At 66.1% G+C, this 16,676-nt stretch carries 11 protein-coding genes; 6 read left to right on the forward strand and 5 right to left on the reverse strand.

The annotated features are described in order from the left end of the window. The first annotated feature begins 31 nt into the window (after positions 1–31). Positions 32–1,438: a glutamate--tRNA ligase gene (gene gltX, locus BMW75_RS12970; protein WP_092579796.1), complete on the forward strand. Its 1,407-nt coding sequence runs from the start codon at positions 32–34 to the stop codon at positions 1,436–1,438. A gap of 137 nt (positions 1,439–1,575) precedes the next feature. Here gltX and BMW75_RS12975 read toward each other — a convergent pair whose 3' ends face one another. The 3 genes from BMW75_RS12975 to BMW75_RS12985 form a co-directional block, all read right to left on the reverse strand. Then, positions 1,576–2,775 (reverse strand): MFS transporter, encoded by a 1,200-nt coding sequence (locus BMW75_RS12975; protein ID WP_092579798.1) that lies wholly within the window; start codon positions 2,773–2,775, stop codon positions 1,576–1,578. Between the two features lie 98 nt (positions 2,776–2,873). Then, the gene (locus tag BMW75_RS12980) at positions 2,874–3,380 is read right to left on the reverse strand and encodes a hypothetical protein (RefSeq protein WP_076518748.1); all 507 of its coding nucleotides are present in this window, start codon (positions 3,378–3,380) and stop codon (positions 2,874–2,876) included. 278 nt (positions 3,381–3,658) lie between these two features. Then, positions 3,659–4,108: an Lrp/AsnC family transcriptional regulator gene (locus BMW75_RS12985; protein WP_008159001.1), complete on the reverse strand. Its 450-nt coding sequence runs from the start codon at positions 4,106–4,108 to the stop codon at positions 3,659–3,661. 129 nt (positions 4,109–4,237) lie between these two features. On the opposite strand from BMW75_RS12985, the gene BMW75_RS12990 reads away from it, so the two are divergent. From BMW75_RS12990 to BMW75_RS13010, 5 genes are all read left to right on the forward strand, one after another. Continuing rightward, the gene (locus tag BMW75_RS12990; protein WP_092579800.1) at positions 4,238–7,744 is read left to right on the forward strand and encodes an indolepyruvate ferredoxin oxidoreductase family protein; all 3,507 of its coding nucleotides are present in this window, start codon (positions 4,238–4,240) and stop codon (positions 7,742–7,744) included. Between the two features lie 306 nt (positions 7,745–8,050). Further along, positions 8,051–10,978: a ribonucleoside-diphosphate reductase subunit alpha gene (locus tag BMW75_RS12995; RefSeq protein WP_092579802.1), complete on the forward strand. Its 2,928-nt coding sequence runs from the start codon at positions 8,051–8,053 to the stop codon at positions 10,976–10,978. 20 nt (positions 10,979–10,998) lie between these two features. After that, the gene (locus BMW75_RS13000; RefSeq protein WP_076518742.1) at positions 10,999–12,198 is read left to right on the forward strand and encodes a ribonucleotide-diphosphate reductase subunit beta; all 1,200 of its coding nucleotides are present in this window, start codon (positions 10,999–11,001) and stop codon (positions 12,196–12,198) included. A 352-nt stretch (positions 12,199–12,550) separates the two neighbouring features. Then, the gene (locus BMW75_RS13005) at positions 12,551–13,258 is read left to right on the forward strand and encodes a histone H1-like DNA-binding protein (protein WP_092579804.1); all 708 of its coding nucleotides are present in this window, start codon (positions 12,551–12,553) and stop codon (positions 13,256–13,258) included. Between the two features lie 189 nt (positions 13,259–13,447). Next, complete coding sequence (locus BMW75_RS13010) at positions 13,448–14,008, forward strand: YggT family protein (RefSeq protein ID WP_076521923.1); 561 nt, start codon at positions 13,448–13,450, stop codon at positions 14,006–14,008. 72 nt (positions 14,009–14,080) lie between these two features. Here BMW75_RS13010 and BMW75_RS13015 read toward each other — a convergent pair whose 3' ends face one another. Next, a complete protein-coding gene (locus tag BMW75_RS13015) occupies positions 14,081–15,529 on the reverse strand; it encodes a D-alanine--poly(phosphoribitol) ligase (protein ID WP_092579806.1) in 1,449 nt (482 codons plus the stop codon). 16 nt (positions 15,530–15,545) lie between these two features. Continuing rightward, on the reverse strand, positions 15,546–16,673 hold the full coding sequence (locus BMW75_RS13020; RefSeq protein WP_092579808.1) for an MBOAT family O-acyltransferase: 1,128 nt from the start codon (positions 16,671–16,673) through the stop codon (positions 15,546–15,548). Between the last annotated feature and the right edge of the window lie 3 nt (positions 16,674–16,676).

Consider the following 16,676-nt stretch of genomic DNA (forward strand, 5'->3'; position numbering starts at 1 on the left):
TGTGGCGCCGCAGCCGCTAACATTGCCACCTATGACCTCCAACGCCCCTACTCCCATTCGTACCCGCTTCGCGCCTTCGCCCACGGGTTTCCTGCACCTGGGCGGCGCGCGCACCGCGCTGTTCTCCTGGGCCTTCGCGCGCCATCACAAGGGCACCTTCGTGCTGCGCATCGAGGACACGGACGTCGAGCGCTCCACGCCGGAAGCGGTGCAGGCCATCCTGGACAGCATGGACTGGCTGGGCATGCAGCCCGACGAGGGCCCGTTCTACCAGATGCAGCGCATGGACCGGTACCGCGAAGTCGTGGCCCAGATGCTGGCCGCCGGCACCGCCTACCACTGCTACAGCTCGCCCGAGGAAGTCGAGGCCATGCGCGAGGCCGCCCGCGCCCGCGGCGACAAGCCGCGCTATGACGGCACCTGGCGCCCGGAACCCGGCAAGACCCTGCCCGCCATCCCCGAAGGCAGAAAGCCCGTCGTGCGCTTCAAGAATCCGCAGGAAGGCGCCACGTCCTGGAACGACATGGTCAAAGGCACCATCAGCTTCGACAACACCGAGCTGGACGACCTGATCATCGCGCGCCCCGACGGCACGCCCACCTACAACTTCTGCGTGGTGGTCGACGACTGGGACATGGGCATCACCCACGTCCTACGCGGCGACGACCACGTCAACAACACGCCCCGCCAGATCAACATCCTGCGCGCGCTGGGCGCCACCCTGCCCGAATACGGCCACGTGCCCATGATCCTGGGCCCGGACGGCGAAAAGCTGTCCAAGCGCCACGGCGCGGTCAACGTCATGGAGTACGACAACGAGGGCTACCTGCCCGAGGCCATGATCAACTACCTGGCCCGCCTGGGCTGGAGCCACGGCGACGACGAGATCTTCTCGCGCGAACAGCTGGTGTCCTGGTTCGACACCAAGCACCTGTCCAAGTCCGCCTCGCAGTGGGATCCCAAGAAGCTGAACTGGGTCAACGCCCACTACATCAAGCAGATGGACAACGCCGAGCTGGCCAAGCGCGTGGCGACGCGCATCGCGGCGCGCGGCGGTTACCCCGAGAAGATCGACCTGCCGGGCGTCATGGGCCTCCTGAAAGACCGCGCCGAAACCCTGGAGCAGTTGGCCGACGGCGCCATGCTTTTCTGCGGTGAGTTCAAGGGCGCGCCGGCCGACCTGGCCGAGCAGCACCTGACCGCGCCCGCCCGCGAGGCCCTGGCCGACTTCGCGCAGCGAGCCCAGGATGCCGACTGGACCCGCGAGGCCCTGTCCGCGCTCATCAAGGCTGTGCTGGCCGACCGTGGCCTGAAGATGCCGCAACTGGCCATCCCGCTGCGCGTGGCGGTCACCGGCCAGACGCAGACGCCGGCCGTGGACGCGGTGCTGGCGCTGCTGGGCAAGGAAACCGTGCTCAAGCGCCTGGCCGCCATCTGAACCCAAGGTGTCTGACACCTGCGAGCGACGGCCCCTGCAGCAATAGCCTGCCCCCCGGCCTCTGACGCCTAAGACAAAGGGCCTTGATCATCCGCGGATGATCAAGGCCCTTTCTGTTTTCAGGTAGGCGGGACCGCTCAGGATCGCTGCAGCGCCGCCTTCGCCTTCAGCGCCCGCGCAAAGAACGCGCCCAGCAGCGGCAGCAGCACGGCCGAGCCGCCGAACAGCGCGCCGGCGCCGATCTCGTCCACCACCGCCCCCGCCAGCGCCACGCCGGCCGCCTGCCCCATGAAGAGGCAGGACGCGAACCACGCCACCGCCGTGCCGCGCGCGGACGGCACCATCTGCGTCGCGTTCGTCTGCAGCGTGGCGTGCAGCAGGTAGTAGCCAAAGCCGGCCAGCACGCTGGCCAACAGGCTCCACATCCAGACCGGTCCCAGCAGGTACGACAGGAACGCCACGCCCAGCACCAGCCCGCCCGCGATGGCCAGGCCGCGCTCGCCGAGACGCTTGAGGATGCGGCCGGCGACGACCGTGTAGATCAGCCCGCCCACGGCGTAGACCGCGACCAGCGCGCCGGCGGCGGTCAGCGAGATGTCGAAACGCGCATGCAGGTACGAGGGCGCGAAAGCCAGCGCGCCAAACACCAGCAGCCCTTCGACGAACACCGTCGCCAGCACGACCCGCGCCCACGGCGCGCCCAGCACCAGCCGCGCCTGGGCGATGAAACCCTGACGCACCGCGCCGGGATCGACCTGGGCAAAGCCCGCCGCGCGCTGACGCCGCACTTCCAGGTGCAGCAGCACGCCCACGATGAGGTAGCCGGCCACTAGCGCCGCGAACGCCCAGCGCCAGCCCACCGTGTCGGCGAACAGGCCGCCCGCCAACTGGCCGGCGGACATGCCCAGAATGGTCCCGGTCAGAAAGCGCGCCAGCGTCGCCTGCCGGCGTTCGTAAGGCACGTTGTCGCCGATCCAGGCCATGGACAGGGGCACGATACCCGCGCCCGCCGCGCCCGACAGCGCGCGGCAGAACACCAGCACATCGAGCGACCCGGCCATGACCGCGCCCGCGCTGCCCAGCGCGCAGGCCACCGTCGCGACGCTGACGACGCGGTACTTGCCATAGCGGTCCCCCACCGGACCGAAGAACATCTGCAGCACGCCATAGGCCACGGCAAACGCCGTGACCGCGCGGGCGGCCTGTCCGGTGGTGGTGCCGAATTCCGCCGCCAATTGCGGCAGCATGGGATCACAGATACGGAAAGCGCTGGCGCTGACGAAGGCGGCCAGGGCAAGCAGCGCGATCGCGCGTGCTTCGGAGGACATGGCGGGCATGGGTAACCGGCGGCGGGGCGAATGTCGAAGCCCGCACCTTACCGCAGCGCGGCCATCGTGGCGCGACCGCCGGGCGAATTGTCCGCCCGGCGCAACGGTCAGTAGGCGAGTCGATAGCCCGCGGGCATGCGGCGGGCGGTCAGCAAGGCGCCGCCCTTCCGGATTTCGCGCAGCGCCAGCTTGGTCGGCTCGACCTTCTCGACGCGGTAGCGATTCACGTAGATCGGATCATCGGGATCGACCGGTTCGCCGGCCGATTTGGTGGTGCGCATCGTGGTGATGCCCTCGGCTACGCTCCAGCAGCCCGTCTCGCGCAGCGCGGGACGCGTCTTGCGGCCGATCTTGAGCAGGGATTCGTAGGACATGGTGCCGTCGGCCGACAGCACGATCAGCGATTGCATGTCACCGGCCACGTCGCGCGGGCGCGAATTGGACAACCAGGTGCCGATCATCGGATCGCCCGCCTTGGCGGGCACACAGGCCACCGGCTTGGCCGGTTCCTCGGGCGAGGCTTCGGTGATGGCGGCTGGCTTGCGGGCAGCGCAGCCGGCCAGGATCACAATGGCGCAGGCGACGCCTGCCGTACGCAAAAACACACTGCTCATGACTTCCTCAACACGTCCGCCGACGCGCCGCGCCGATCACACCGGCGCGTACCAGGCGCAACGAACTTCACGCACTCTAAATAGCCGCCTGCGAAGAATCAACGAGGATCCGCGCCGTGTGCATTTGCGCAACAGTGTTCCCGCGAGCGCGCCCGGCATCGGTGCGGAAAGCGCAAAAATGCGTTGGTTTCAAGCGACAGCCAGGCGCGCAGCAGGACCGTCCGCCCGTGCCGCGCGCGCGGGGTGTCTATATATATAGATGCCGCGTGCGCCCCGCCTTACAGCGGCAGCCGCTGCTCGTGCTTGATCTCGCGCAGCGCCACGATGGTGCGCGTCTGGCGGATGCCGGGCATGTTGAACAGGAACCGGTGCAGGAAGCGGTCATAGGCTTCCGGGCTCTCCACCAGGATCTTCAGCAGGAAATCCGAGTCGCCGGTCACCGCATAGCACTCCAGGATCTCGGGCGCGTCGCGCACCGACCGCTCGAAGTTCTCGACGGTGTTGGCCGAATGCCGCTCCAGGCTGATCTGCGCAAACATGCAGCCCAGCCCCACCTTGCTGCGGTCGACCTGGGCGCTGTAGCCCTGGATCACGCCGCTCGCCTCCATGGCCTTCACCCGCCGCCACACCGGTGCGGCCGACAGCCCGACCTTCTCGGAAAGCTGTTGCGCCGAGGCCCGTCCGTCCTCCTGCAGGGCCTTGAGGATGCCGATATCGGTCTTGTCCATCTGTCTGTCTCCTGATTTTTATGAAAAACGAAATGTTCATTGCGAATTATAGGGATAGCACGATCCAATAACGCAATAAACCTGATCCCTCGCGAACCTATCATGGTGCCAACCACCAGGAGATTCGCCATGGACGGTACCCCCGCCGCCGCCCCCCAGCTCGACCTTGAGTACCAGCTTGCCGACAACCTCACCCGGGAGTCCGGCCGCATCTTCCTGACCGGCACCCAGGCCCTGGTGCGCATCATGCTCACGCAGCGCCGGGTGGACCGCGAACGCGGCCTGAACACCGCCGGCTTCGTGTCGGGCTATCGCGGGTCGCCGCTGGGCGGGGTGGACATGGCCATGTGGAAGGCGCAGAAGGCGCTGGACGCCAACCAGATCACCTTCCTGCCCGGCATCAATGAAGACATGGCGGCCACCGCCGTCATGGGCACGCAGCAGGCCGGCGTGCGCGCCGACCGCAACGTCGATGGCGTATTCGCCATGTGGTACGGCAAGGGCCCCGGCGTGGACCGCGCCGGCGACGCGCTGCATCACGGCAATGCCGCCGGCGCCTCGCGCAACGGCGGGGTGCTGGTGGTGGTGGGCGACGACCACACCGCGGTGTCCTCCTCGATTCCGCACGCCAGCGAAGCTTCGCTGATCGGCTGGCAGATGCCCATCGTGCATCCGACCTCCATCGACGAATACGAAACCTTCGCCCTGTGGGGCTGGGCGCTATCGCGCCATTCGGGCGCGTGGGTCGCGTTCAAGGCCGTATCCGAGACCATCGAAAGCGGCCACTCGTTCACACCCGCCCCGATTCAGTCCTACACCATGCCCGCGGACCCGGACCTGCCGCCCGAGTCGCTGGAGTATTCGGCGCGCGACTTCCTGTCGCTGGCCGTCGAGACGCGCATGAACCTGCGCCTGCAGGCGGTCGCCGCCTTCGCGCGCCGCCACAGCATCGACAAGCTGATCTGTCCGGCGCCCAAGGCGACGGTGGGCATCGTCACGGTGGGCAAGGCGCACCTGGACACCATGGAAGCGCTGGCGCGCCTGGGCGTGGACACCGTCACGGCGAATGCGCCGGTCCGGATCTACAAGCCGGGCCTGACCTGGCCGATGGACACCGGCCGCCTGCTGGAATTCGCGCGCGGGCTGTCGCACATCCTGGTCGTCGAAGAAAAAGGCGCGGTGGTCGAAAGCCAGATCAAGGACATGCTGTTCAACCTGCCGGACCGGCCGACGGTCGTGGGCAAGAAGGGACTGGACGGCGAGCCGATGGTGCCGTCGGCCGGCCAGTTGCGTCCGTCGCTGCTGGCCGCGCCGCTGGCCGGCTGGCTCTCGCGCGCCGCCGGCCTGCCCGTCGGGCGCGACCTGTCGGCCTTCGCATGCCAAGCCCCGCTATCCAACGACGCGGACGGCATGCGCCGCCGTCCCTACTTCTGTTCGGGCTGTCCGCACAGCACGTCGACCAAGGTGCCCGAAGGCAGCCAGGCGCTGTCCGGCGTGGGGTGCCACTACATGGCGGCGTGGATGGACCGCGACACGGGCGGCCTCACGCAGATGGGCGGCGAAGGCGTCGACTGGATCGGCCTGTCCCGCTACACGAAAATGCCGCACATCTTCCAGAACATGGGCGAAGGCACGTACTACCACTCCGGGTACCTCGCCATCCGCCAGGCTGTCGCGGCGCGTGCCAACATCACGTACAAGATCCTCTTCAACGATGCGGTCGCGATGACGGGCGGCCAGCCGGTCGACGGCCCGATCTCCGTGCCGCAGATCTGCCAGCAATTGCGCGGCGAGAACGTGGCGCGCATCGTGGTCACGACCGACGAGCCCGAGAAATACCAGGGCGTGGACCTGGGCCCCGGCATCAAGGTCCACCACCGCCGCGAGCTGGACGCGCTGCAGCGCGAACTGCGCGAGATCCCCGGCGTGACGGTGCTGATCCACGACCAGACCTGCGCCGCCGAGAAGCGCCGCCGCCGCAAGAAGAACCAGTTTCCGGACCCGGCGCGCCGCATGCTGATCAATAGCGCCGTCTGCGAGGGCTGCGGCGATTGCGGCGTGCAGTCCAACTGCCTGTCCGTCGTGCCGCTGGAAACGCCTTACGGCCGCAAGCGCGCGATCGATCAATCCAGCTGCAACAAGGACTACTCGTGCGCGGAGGGCTTCTGCCCCAGCTTCGTGTCGGTGATGGGCGGCAAGCCCAGAAAGAGCGCGGCGCCCAAGGCCGACCAGGAACGCCTGCAGCGACTGATCGGCGAGCTGCCGCAGCCAGACACGCCCTCGCCCGACCATTCCTACCGCCTCCTGGTCGCCGGCATGGGCGGCACCGGCGTCATCACCATCGGCGCCATCGTGTCCATGGCCGCGCACCTGGAAGGCCTGTCGGCCGCGGTACTGGACCTGACCGGCCTGGCGCAGAAGGGCGGCACGGTCGTCAGCCACATCCGCCTCGCCCCTGCGGGCGCGTCCCCCGGCCCCGTACGCCTGGACTGGCAGCAGGCCGACGCCGCCATCCTGTGCGATCCGGTGGCCGCCGTGGCGCCCGACTCGCTGGGCGCCCTGCGCCACGGCCACACCAAGGTCACGGTCAACACCTACGTCGCGCCGGTGTCGGAGTTCACCCGCAACCCCGACGCCGCGATGCGCCCCGAGGCGCTGCTGGCCAAGATCCGGCATGCGGCCGGCGAGGCGCACACGGCCGCGATCGACGCGCATGAAGCTGCACTCGCGCTGTTCGGCGACAGCATCCTGTCCAACATGTTCATGCTCGGCTACGCCTGGCAGCGCGGCGGCGTGCCGCTCTCGCAGGCCGCCATCTACCGCGCCATCGAGCTGAACGGCGTGGCGGTCGCGGCCAACCGCGCCGCCTTCGACAGCGGCCGGCTCGCCGCACATCGCCCCGAGGCGCTGGAAGGCGCGTTGCGCCCGCGCGCGCAGGTCGTGCAGCTGCACGTCCCCGAAACCTTCGAACGCGCCGTGGCCCGCCGCATCGAGGACCTCACGGCCTATCAGGACGCGGCCTACGCCCGCGCATACCAGGACGTGGTCGAGGCCGTCGCCGCCCGCGAACGGGAGCTCGCCCCCGACGCCAAGACGCCGAGGCTGGCGATGGCGGTGGCGCGCGGCCTGTACAAGCTGATGGCCTACAAGGACGAATACGAGGTGGCGCGCCTCTATACCGGCGACGCGTTCAAGGCCCAGCTTCAGGGCCAGTTCGAGGGCGACTACAGCCTGCGCTTTCACATGGCGCCGCCCATCTTCGCCCGCAAGGACCCGCGCACCGGCGTGCCGCGCAAGATGACGCTGGGCCCGCGCACGATGTCGGCATTGAAAGTGCTGACGCGGCTGAAGGGCTTGCGCGGCACCTGGTTCGATCCGTTCGGCCACACCGCCGAACGCAGGATGGAGCGCGCGCTGGTGCGGGAGTACCGCCAGACCATTGAACAACTGCTTGCGGGGCTGACCCAGGACAAGCTCGCGCAAGCGGCTACAATCGCCGCCCTGGCAGAAAACATTCGCGGTTTCGGCCACATCAAGGCCGCGAACGTCGAGAAGTACCGGACCGATTTGGCCCGGCTCATGCAGAGCTATACAGCACCGGCCCCGCACGCCATCCCCCTGCGGAAAACCGCATAAACAGCCGGTCTGAGTGGTCACTGACCTGGGCGCGCCTTGCGGGGCGCGCCTAGTGCATTTGGTTACAATCTTTTGTGGGATCCGTCTTATCTTCTTCTTGTCCCTGTAAACCTCGATCACTAGAATTAGTGGCCAACGAGGGGTGCTACACTACATATTGTGGTCGCCTAAGCGCTGATTCCCGCCGGCCACGCCTTACGGACTAGCCTGTCCGGACGTTGCGACCCCCATTACAAGATTCCCATTTCGTACCTGACATGACGTCGTCATGTCGCTATCTACGCGCTTTTTCGCACAGGAGCTTCCATGCAGACTACGATCGCCTCTGTGACCCGGCCTTCGGCCGTGCCGCCCTCTCAATCCGATTCCCCTGCCGACGCCAATGGCGGGCAATGGGCCAGCTACAACATCATCCGCCGCAATGGCTCGGTGGTCGGCTTTGAGCCCAGCAAGATCGCCATCGCCATGACCAAGGCCTTCCTGGCCGTCAATGGCGGACAAGGCGCTGCCTCCGCCCGCGTGCGTGAGCTGGTCGAAACGCTGACCGCCCAGGCCGTCAACGCGCTGGTGCGCAACCGCCCGAACGGCGGCACCTTCCACATCGAAGACATCCAGGACCAGGTCGAACTGGCGCTGATGCGCTCGGGCGAGCATGACGTCGCGCGCGCCTATGTCCTGTACCGCGAAAAGCGCACCCAGGAGCGCGCCGCCGCCGCGGCCGCCGAAGGCCAGCAGAAGACCGCCGCGCCGCAGGAACACGTGTTGAACGTCACCGATGGCGGCGTGCGCCGCCCGCTGGACGTGGCCGAACTGCGCGCCACCATCGTGGCGGCCGGCGAAGGCCTGTCGGAATTCATCGACGCCGAAGCCATCCTGAAGGAAACGGTCAAGAACCTGTACGACGGCATCCCCGTCGACGAAGTCTACAAGTCGGCCATCCTGTCGGCGCGCGCCCAGGTGGAAAAGGACCCGGCCTACAGCCAGGTCACCGCTCGCCTGCTGCTGCACACGATCCGCAAGGAAGTCCTGGGCGAAGAAGTCTCGCAGGACGGCATGGCCACGCGCTATGCCGAATACTTCCCCACGTTCATCGCCCGCGGCATCGAAGGCGGCCTGCTGTCGCCCGAACTGGCCAACTATGACCTGACCAAGCTGGGCAAGGCGCTGAACGCCAAGCGCGACCTGCAATTCGGCTACCTCGGCCTGCAGACCCTGTACGACCGCTACTTCCTGCACATCCGCGGCACTCGCATCGAACTGCCGCAGGTCTTCTTCATGCGCGTGGCCATGGGCCTGGCGCTGCGCGAGACCGACCGCGAAGCGCGCGCCATCGAGTTCTACGAGATCCTGTCCTCGTTCGACTTCATGAGCTCCACGCCCACGCTGTTCAACTCGGGCACGCTGCACTCGCAGCTGTCGTCGTGCTACCTGACCACCGTCTCCGACGACCTGGAAGGCATCTACGACGCCATCAAGGAAAACGCGCTGCTGGCCAAGTACGCCGGCGGCCTGGGCAACGACTGGACCCCGGTCCGCGCGCTGCGCAGCCACATCAAGGGCACCAACGGCGAAAGCCAGGGCGTCGTCCCGTTCCTGAAGGTCGTCAACGACACCGCCGTCGCGGTGAACCAGGGTGGCAAGCGCAAGGGTGCGGTCTGCACGTACCTCGAAACGTGGCACCTGGACATCGAAGAATTCCTGGAACTGCGCAAGAACACCGGCGACGAACGCCGCCGCACGCACGACATGAACACGGCGAACTGGATTCCCGACCTGTTCATGAAGCGCGTCATGGAAGGCGGTGAATGGACGCTGTTCTCGCCGTCCGACTGCCCCGACCTGCACGACAAGGTTGGCCGCGCCTTCGAAGAAGCCTACGTGGGCTACGAAGCCCGCGTCGCCAGCGGCGAACTGAAGCTCTTCAAGAAGATGCCGGCGCTGACGCTGTGGCGCAAGATGCTGTCGATGCTGTTCGAAACCGGCCACCCGTGGATCACGTTCAAGGATCCGTGCAACATCCGTTCGCCGCAGCAGCACGTGGGCGTCGTCCACAGCTCGAACCTGTGCACCGAGATCACGCTGAACACCAACGAATCTGAAATCGCGGTTTGCAATCTGGGTTCCGTGAACCTGGTCGCACACATGAAGCCGGCTGCCGGCGGCGGTTTCGAACTCGACCACGACAAGATCAAGCGCACCGTGAGCATCGCCATGCGCATGCTCGACAACGTGATCGACATCAACTACTACGCCGTCGACAAGGCCCGCAATTCCAACGCGCGCCATCGTCCGGTGGGCATGGGCATCATGGGCTTCCAGGACTGCCTGCAGATGATGCGCGTGCCTTACGCATCGCAAGCCGCCGTCGAATTCGCCGATCGTTCGATGGAAGCCGTGTGCTATCACGCGTACTACGCATCGAGCCTGCTCGCCGAAGAACGCGGCCGCTATCAATCGTACGAAGGCTCGCTGTGGTCGCGCGGCATCTTGCCGCAAGACACGTTGAAGATGCTGCGTGATGAACGTGGTGGTCACGTCGACGTCGATGAATCGAGCACGCTCGATTGGGATACGTTGCGCGCGCGCATCAAAGAACATGGCATGCGCAACTCCAATTGCATCGCAATCGCCCCAACCGCCACTATTTCCAATATCATTGGCGTATCTGCGTGCATCGAACCCACTTTCCAGAACTTGTACGTCAAATCGAATCTCTCCGGCGAGTTCACGGTCGTTAACGATTACCTCGTGCGTGACCTGAAGAAACTCGGTCTCTGGGACGAAGTCATGGTCGCCGACCTCAAGTACTTCGACGGCAGCCTGTCCCGCATCGATCGCGTACCTTCCGAACTCCGCGAACTCTACGCCACCGCGTTCGAAGTCGAACCGAGCTGGCTGGTTGAATGCGCGTCGCGCCGCCAGAAGTGGATCGATCAAGCCCAGTCGTTGAACATCTACATGGCTGGCGCATCGGGCAAGAAACTGGACGACACCTACAAGCTGGCATGGACGCGTGGCCTGAAGACCACGTACTACCTGCGCACCCTGGGCGCCACCAGCGCCGAGAAGTCCACGGGACGCGGCGGCGAACTGAACGCCGTCAGCGCCGGTGGCGTGTCCACTGCCTCCGCCGTTGCCGCAGCACCTGTTTTGCCGGAACCCGAAGTTCTCGGGGCGGTTTGCACCATGCGGCCGGGCGACCCCGGCTTCGAAGAGTGCGAAGCCTGCCAATAACCGCCTCCGGAGAATGAATCATGATTAATTGGGACGACGACACCATCGCCACGCAACCTGCACAACCTGCCGCGCCCGCGGCGGGCGGTCAGGCTGCGCCCGAAGTCCGGGCGGCGACGGGTGTGTTCGGCGACTCCGCCATGCCCACACCCGCCGCGCCTGAACACGCGGCCGGGCTGGCCGCCAGCGGCGCGGCAACCTCGCAGCGCGTCAAGGTTGCCGACAAGCGCATCATCAATGGCCAGACCGACGTCAACCAGCTTGTGCCCTTCAAGTACAAGTGGGCGTGGGAAAAGTACCTGGCCACTTGCGCCAACCACTGGATGCCGCAAGAGATCAACATGTCGCGCGACATCGCCCTCTGGAAGAACCCCAACGGGCTCACCGAGGACGAGCGCCGCATCGTCAAGCGCAACCTCGGCTTCTTCGTGACCGCCGACTCGCTGGCCGCCAACAACATCGTGCTGGGCACCTACCGCCACATCACGGCTCCCGAATGCCGCCAGTTCCTGCTGCGCCAGGCCTTCGAGGAAGCCATCCACACGCACGCCTATCAATACATCGTCGAAAGCCTGGACCTGGACGAAGCCGAGATCTTCAACGCTTACAACGAAGTGCCGTCCATCCGCGCCAAAGACGAGTTCCTGATCCCGTTCATCGACGCGATCGCGGATCCCAACTTCAAGACGGGCACGCCCGAAGCCGACCAGACGCTGCTCAAGTCCCTGATCGTCTTCGCTTGCCTGATGGAAGGCCTGTTCTTCTACGTTGGCTTCACGCAGATCCTGGCGCTTGGCCGCCAGAACAAGATGACCGGCGCAGCCGAGCAGTACATGTACATCCTTCGCGATGAATCCATGCACTGCAACTTCGGCATCGATCTCATCAACACCGTCAAACTGGAAAATCCGCATCTGTGGACGCCGGAATTCCGCGAAGAAATTCGAGAACTCTTCCGCAAAGCGGTCGAACTCGAATACGCTTACGCCGAAGACACGATGCCGCGCGGCGTGTTGGGCTTGAACGCACCCATGTTCAAATCCTACCTGCGCTTCATCGCGAACCGTCGTTGCCAGCAAATCGGTATCGAACCGCTGTACCCGCAGGAAGAAAATCCCTTCCCGTGGATGGCGGAAATGATCGACCTTAAAAAGGAACGCAACTTTTTTGAAACTCGCGTGATCGAATACCAAACCGGTGGCACGCTGAGCTGGGAGTAATGCAGTTCGCCATCGAGCCCGGCGCGGGCACGTCCAATCCCCACAGGATGGACGTCGCGTTCGCGACAGGCTTGATGGCAATCTCCTTGGTCAGGGTGTCTTCGAACACGTAGAACAAGCGGTCGGCTGCCTGTGATCAGGCGCCGATCGGCGCCATTTGAAATGGCTCGCGCCAAAGGAGCGGGGGCCATATCAAATGGCTGTGCCGAATTCATTAGCGCAAACCGTCGTAGCTGTTGCTCGCACAGAACAGCGGCATGCGCCGATGAATAGCCCGGGCACGATCCGCCTTGTCGGGCGGGTCGGGGCACGGGTTTAAGTTCTGGGACCCCTGAACCTAAGGAGCATGACCATGGCAACAGCCAAGAAAGCCGTAAAGAAAGCAGCGGCCAAGAAACCCGCCGCGAAGAAGGCAGTAGCGAAGAAGGCCGCACCGGCCAAGAAAGCTGCCGTCAAGAAAGTCGCCGTGAAGAAAGTCGCAGCCGCCAAGAAGCCGGCCGTGAAGAAGGTTGCCGCCAAGAAGCCGGCCGCCAAGAAGGTCGTCGCCAAGAAAGCGGTAGCCAAGAAGGCCGTCGCCAAGAAGGCCCCGGCCGCCAAGAAGGCCGTTGCCAAGAAGGCAGTCGCCAAGAAGGTCGTCGCCAAGAAAGCTGTCGCCAAGAAGGCCGTAGCCAAGAAGGCCGTCGCCAAGAAAGCGGTTGCCAAGAAGGCCGTCGCCAAGAAGGCCGTTGCCAAGAAAGCGGTAGCCAAGAAGGCCGTCGCCAAGAAGGCCCCGGCTGCCAAGAAGGCCGTTGCCAAGAAAGCCGTAGCCAAGAAGGCCCCGGCCGCCAAGAAGGCGGTTGCCAAGAAGGCCGTCGCCAAGAAGGCCCCGGCTGCCAAGAAGGCTCCCGCTGCCAAGCCGGCTGTTGCCGCCAAGAAGCCTGCCGCCGCGAAGAAGCCTGCTGCAAAGAAGGCCGCTCCGAAGAAGCCCGCCACGCCGCCCACCACGGCTGCCGCCCCGGGCGCGAAGACCGCGCTGAACCCCGCCGCGTCGTGGCCGTTCCCGACGGGCGGTCGTCCCTAATCCGGACACGCCGAAGCATTAGCTTCCTCAGAGCCGCCTGGTATTTGCCGGGCGGCTTTTTTGTCTTCCCCCGCTTCGTCCCATCCAAAAGGCGGAGTCCTGCACCAGGCATCCCGTACTAGGGACGCGCGCAATTTTTACGTCTGGCCGTGCGACAATTGATTCCTCTTTTTTGGGGTGAACGCGTCCATGCTCGGTGAAATCTTCCGCTTCCTTCTCGAAATCGTGTTCACGCTGTTCGGCGCGGCGCTGATTGCCCGCGCCTGGATGCACGCGATACGGCTGCACCCCTTCAATCCGTTGGCGCGCGCGATCTACGGGGCGACCAACTGGCTGGTGATGCCGCTGCGCAAGATCATCCCCGCCGGGAACAAGATCGACTGGACCAGCCTGGTCTGCGCATGGCTTGCCGCGCTGGTCTACCTGGTGCTGCTGTGGCTGGTGGCCATCGGCGCGCTGATTCCCGTCGCCCTGCTGCCCGCCGCCATGGGCTCGGCCCTGATCATGACCGCGAAGTGGGCGCTCAACCTGGTGGTCTGGCTGACGCTGATCCAGGCCGTGCTGTCGTGGGTCAACCCGATGGCGCCCATGATGCCGCTGCTGCAGTCGCTGACTGCGCCGCTGCTCGACCCCATCCGCCGCGTCCTGCCGCGGACCTCGATCGACTTCTCCCCGCTCATTCTCCTGATCGCGGCCCAGATCCTGCTGATGGTCCTGGCCCGCCTGAGCTACGGCATGATGGGCGTGTGATCGCGCGGCGCGCCTGAGTCTCGGCGTCCCGCGCCCGTCGGGCGTTATCGCGCCCGGCGGGTCTATCCTGGTCTACACCGGAATCGCGCTGTAGATCTCGATCAGCTTCTTGCGATCGATCTTGTGGTTGTTCGACATGGGCAAGGCCGTGCAGGCCACCAGCTCGGACGGCACCATGTAGGGGGGCAGGCGCCCGGCCAGCCGCTCCTTCCAGCCGGACAGCGCGTCCGGCGCCAGCAGCGCCGCCTCGGCGCCCAACGCGTCCACGCCGGTCACGAATCCAATCAGGCGCACCGCCGTGCCGTCAGGCCGGCGCAGCACCGCGCAGGCGCTGCCCTGCACGCCCGGCAAGCCATGCAGCGCCTCGTCGATCTCGGCCAGCTCGATGCGGTAGCCGTTGAGCTTGATCTGGTCATCCATCCGGCCGCGGCAGAACAGCAGCCCGCCCGCTTCCATCTGCCCCAGGTCCCCCGTGCGGAACGCACGGCGGCCGTCGGCATAGGTGTAGAGCTTGGCCGCGTTCAGGTCGGCGCGATTCAGGTAGCCGCGCATCACGTGGTCGCCCACGATGCAGATTTCGCCTTCATCCACCAGCAGCACGCTATCGGGCTTGGCGCGTCCGACGGGCAGCGGGTCGTACGCCGCCAGCACCGCGTCGGTGACTTCGATCCAGGTGGTCGCCACCGTGGCCTCGGTCGGCCCGTAGGTGTTGAGAATGGAGGCGTCCGGAAAGCGCTGGCGCAACTTTTTGGCCAGCGCCGCCGGCAGCGGTTCGCCGCAGAACAGGAAGGTGCGCAGCGTGGGCAAGGTCGCCGGCGAGAAGTCGCGGTTGGCCAGCTGCTGGTGCGCAAACGAGGGCGTGGACACCCACACGGTAATGCCGTGGCTGGCCAGCCGGTCCATCCACGGGCCGGGCGCGGCGATCTGCTCGCGCGCATTGAGCACGCAGCTGCCGCCCGACGCCAGCGTGGCAAAGACCTCGTACATGGACAGGTCGAAGCTGAACGGCGCCTGGTTCATGAAGACGGGCGCATCGCCCAGCCCGAAGCTGCCCAGCATCCAGTCGCCGAGCAGGCCGACGCTTTCGCGGCCGATCTGCACGCCCTTGGGATCACCCGTGCTGCCGGAGGTGAACATCACGTAGGCCAGGCCCCGCTCCTCCAGCATGGCGCCCTCGCCCGGCGTGAAACGGCCGGTCGCGGCGTCGAATACTGCGGCCGGGCGCACGATTTCGGCGATGCGGCGCAGGCGCTCCGGCGGATAGATGGTATCCACGGGCACGAACGGGGCGCCGATGAGGAGCGCGCCGACCATGGCGACGAAGAACGCGGCTTCCTTGTGTCCGTAGATCGCCACCGGCACGTCGGGCGCCACCCCGTGCGCGCGCGCCGCGTCGGCCCAGGCGTGGGATTCGGCGCGCAACTGCGCCCAGGTCAGGCTGCGGTCCGCGGCGGCCACGGCCAGCGCGTCGCTCGCGCGTTGGTCGTCAACGAACTGGAAGGACTTCAAGTCGAAACGCATGCCGATGCTCCCGGCGTCAGATGGGGCTGCGGCCGCTGAAGACGTACAGCGCCAGCGCGGCCAGGATCAAGGTGAGCACGCGCCCGAGAAAGCGCATGACGGGACGCGCCAGCAGCGCCTGCAGGGCCGGCCGGGTGCGCGCGGCGTTGATCAGCAGGTTGTGCCCCACCGAATACAGGCCGAACATCAGGCCGCTGACGATGTAGTGCAGCGACAGGCCGTTCCAGACGCCCATGGCCAGCAGGGTCGCGAAGATGCCGATGTTCTGCGCGGCCAGGCGATGCCGGCCGAAGAACCGGGTCTTGCTCAGGGCCTTGTAGATGGGCATGAACACGACGTCGCGCAGCCATTCCGACAGGCTGATGTGCCAGCGCCGCCAGAAATCCTGCGGATTGAGGGTCGCCAGCGGATTGCGGAAGTTGATCGGCAGGGTAAAGCCGAACAGCATGCCGATCCCGATCGCCATCGTCGAATAGCCCGCGAAATCGAAGAACAGATAGGCGCTGTAGAGCGACGCGTTCAGCGCCACCCCGGTGAACGAATAGTCGTGCGCATCCAGCGTCGCCAGGCCGTACCGCCAGACCAGCTCGGCCAGGCCGAACTTCTGGATCACGCCCACCATGATGAGCTCCAGCCCGGTCAGCCAGGTGTTCAGGTTGACGCCTTCATAGCCGCGCGTCAGGTCGGCCTGGAAAGCGCGCCAGCGGTACATGGGACCGGCCAGCAGCGTCAGCGGGAAAAACAGATAAATGAAGTAATCGAGCGGCGAGACGCGCTCGTTGCGCGGCGCGAACAGCAGCACGTCGATGGCGCGGAAGGTGGCGAACGACAGCCCGAGCATGGCGCCCAGATGCGACACCCCCGTCTTGACCAGCAGCAGCGGCGTCATGGTGATGATCACGGCCAGCCAGGTGGGGATGTAATTGCGGCGCATCGCCCACAGCGCCCCGCCCGAGATGGCGAGCAGCGCGATGGGCTGATAGGGCCGCGCCCAGAACACCGCCATCCAGACGCCCAGGCAGATGACCCCGATGATGTGGCGATAGCCGATGCGCAGCGGCATGCCGGACGACCGGTACGCGACCAGCCCCAGGCCGCCGAACAGGGCGCCGCCGAAGAAGCTCAAGCTTGCGAACAGTTCCATGGC

It is taken from the genome of Achromobacter sp. NFACC18-2, assembly GCF_900108985.1.
Taxonomy (GTDB): domain Bacteria; phylum Pseudomonadota; class Gammaproteobacteria; order Burkholderiales; family Burkholderiaceae_B; genus Achromobacter.

What these genes read in the sequence shown, in the direction of transcription:
- gltX (WP_092579796.1), top strand. Translation starts at nt 32, where the DNA reads ATGACCTCCAACGCCCCTACTCCCATTCGTACCCGCTTCGCGCCTTCG.
- BMW75_RS12975 (WP_092579798.1), bottom strand. Translation starts at nt 2,775, where the DNA reads ATGCCCGCCATGTCCTCCGAAGCACGCGCGATCGCGCTGCTTGCCCTG.
- BMW75_RS12980 (WP_076518748.1), bottom strand. Translation starts at nt 3,380, where the DNA reads ATGAGCAGTGTGTTTTTGCGTACGGCAGGCGTCGCCTGCGCCATTGTG.
- BMW75_RS12985 (WP_008159001.1), bottom strand. Translation starts at nt 4,108, where the DNA reads ATGGACAAGACCGATATCGGCATCCTCAAGGCCCTGCAGGAGGACGGA.
- BMW75_RS12990 (WP_092579800.1), top strand. Translation starts at nt 4,238, where the DNA reads ATGGACGGTACCCCCGCCGCCGCCCCCCAGCTCGACCTTGAGTACCAG.
- BMW75_RS12995 (WP_092579802.1), top strand. Translation starts at nt 8,051, where the DNA reads ATGCAGACTACGATCGCCTCTGTGACCCGGCCTTCGGCCGTGCCGCCC.
- BMW75_RS13000 (WP_076518742.1), top strand. Translation starts at nt 10,999, where the DNA reads ATGATTAATTGGGACGACGACACCATCGCCACGCAACCTGCACAACCT.
- BMW75_RS13005 (WP_092579804.1), top strand. Translation starts at nt 12,551, where the DNA reads ATGGCAACAGCCAAGAAAGCCGTAAAGAAAGCAGCGGCCAAGAAACCC.
- BMW75_RS13010 (WP_076521923.1), top strand. Translation starts at nt 13,448, where the DNA reads ATGCTCGGTGAAATCTTCCGCTTCCTTCTCGAAATCGTGTTCACGCTG.
- BMW75_RS13015 (WP_092579806.1), bottom strand. Translation starts at nt 15,529, where the DNA reads ATGCGTTTCGACTTGAAGTCCTTCCAGTTCGTTGACGACCAACGCGCG.
- BMW75_RS13020 (WP_092579808.1), bottom strand. Translation starts at nt 16,673, where the DNA reads ATGGAACTGTTCGCAAGCTTGAGCTTCTTCGGCGGCGCCCTGTTCGGC.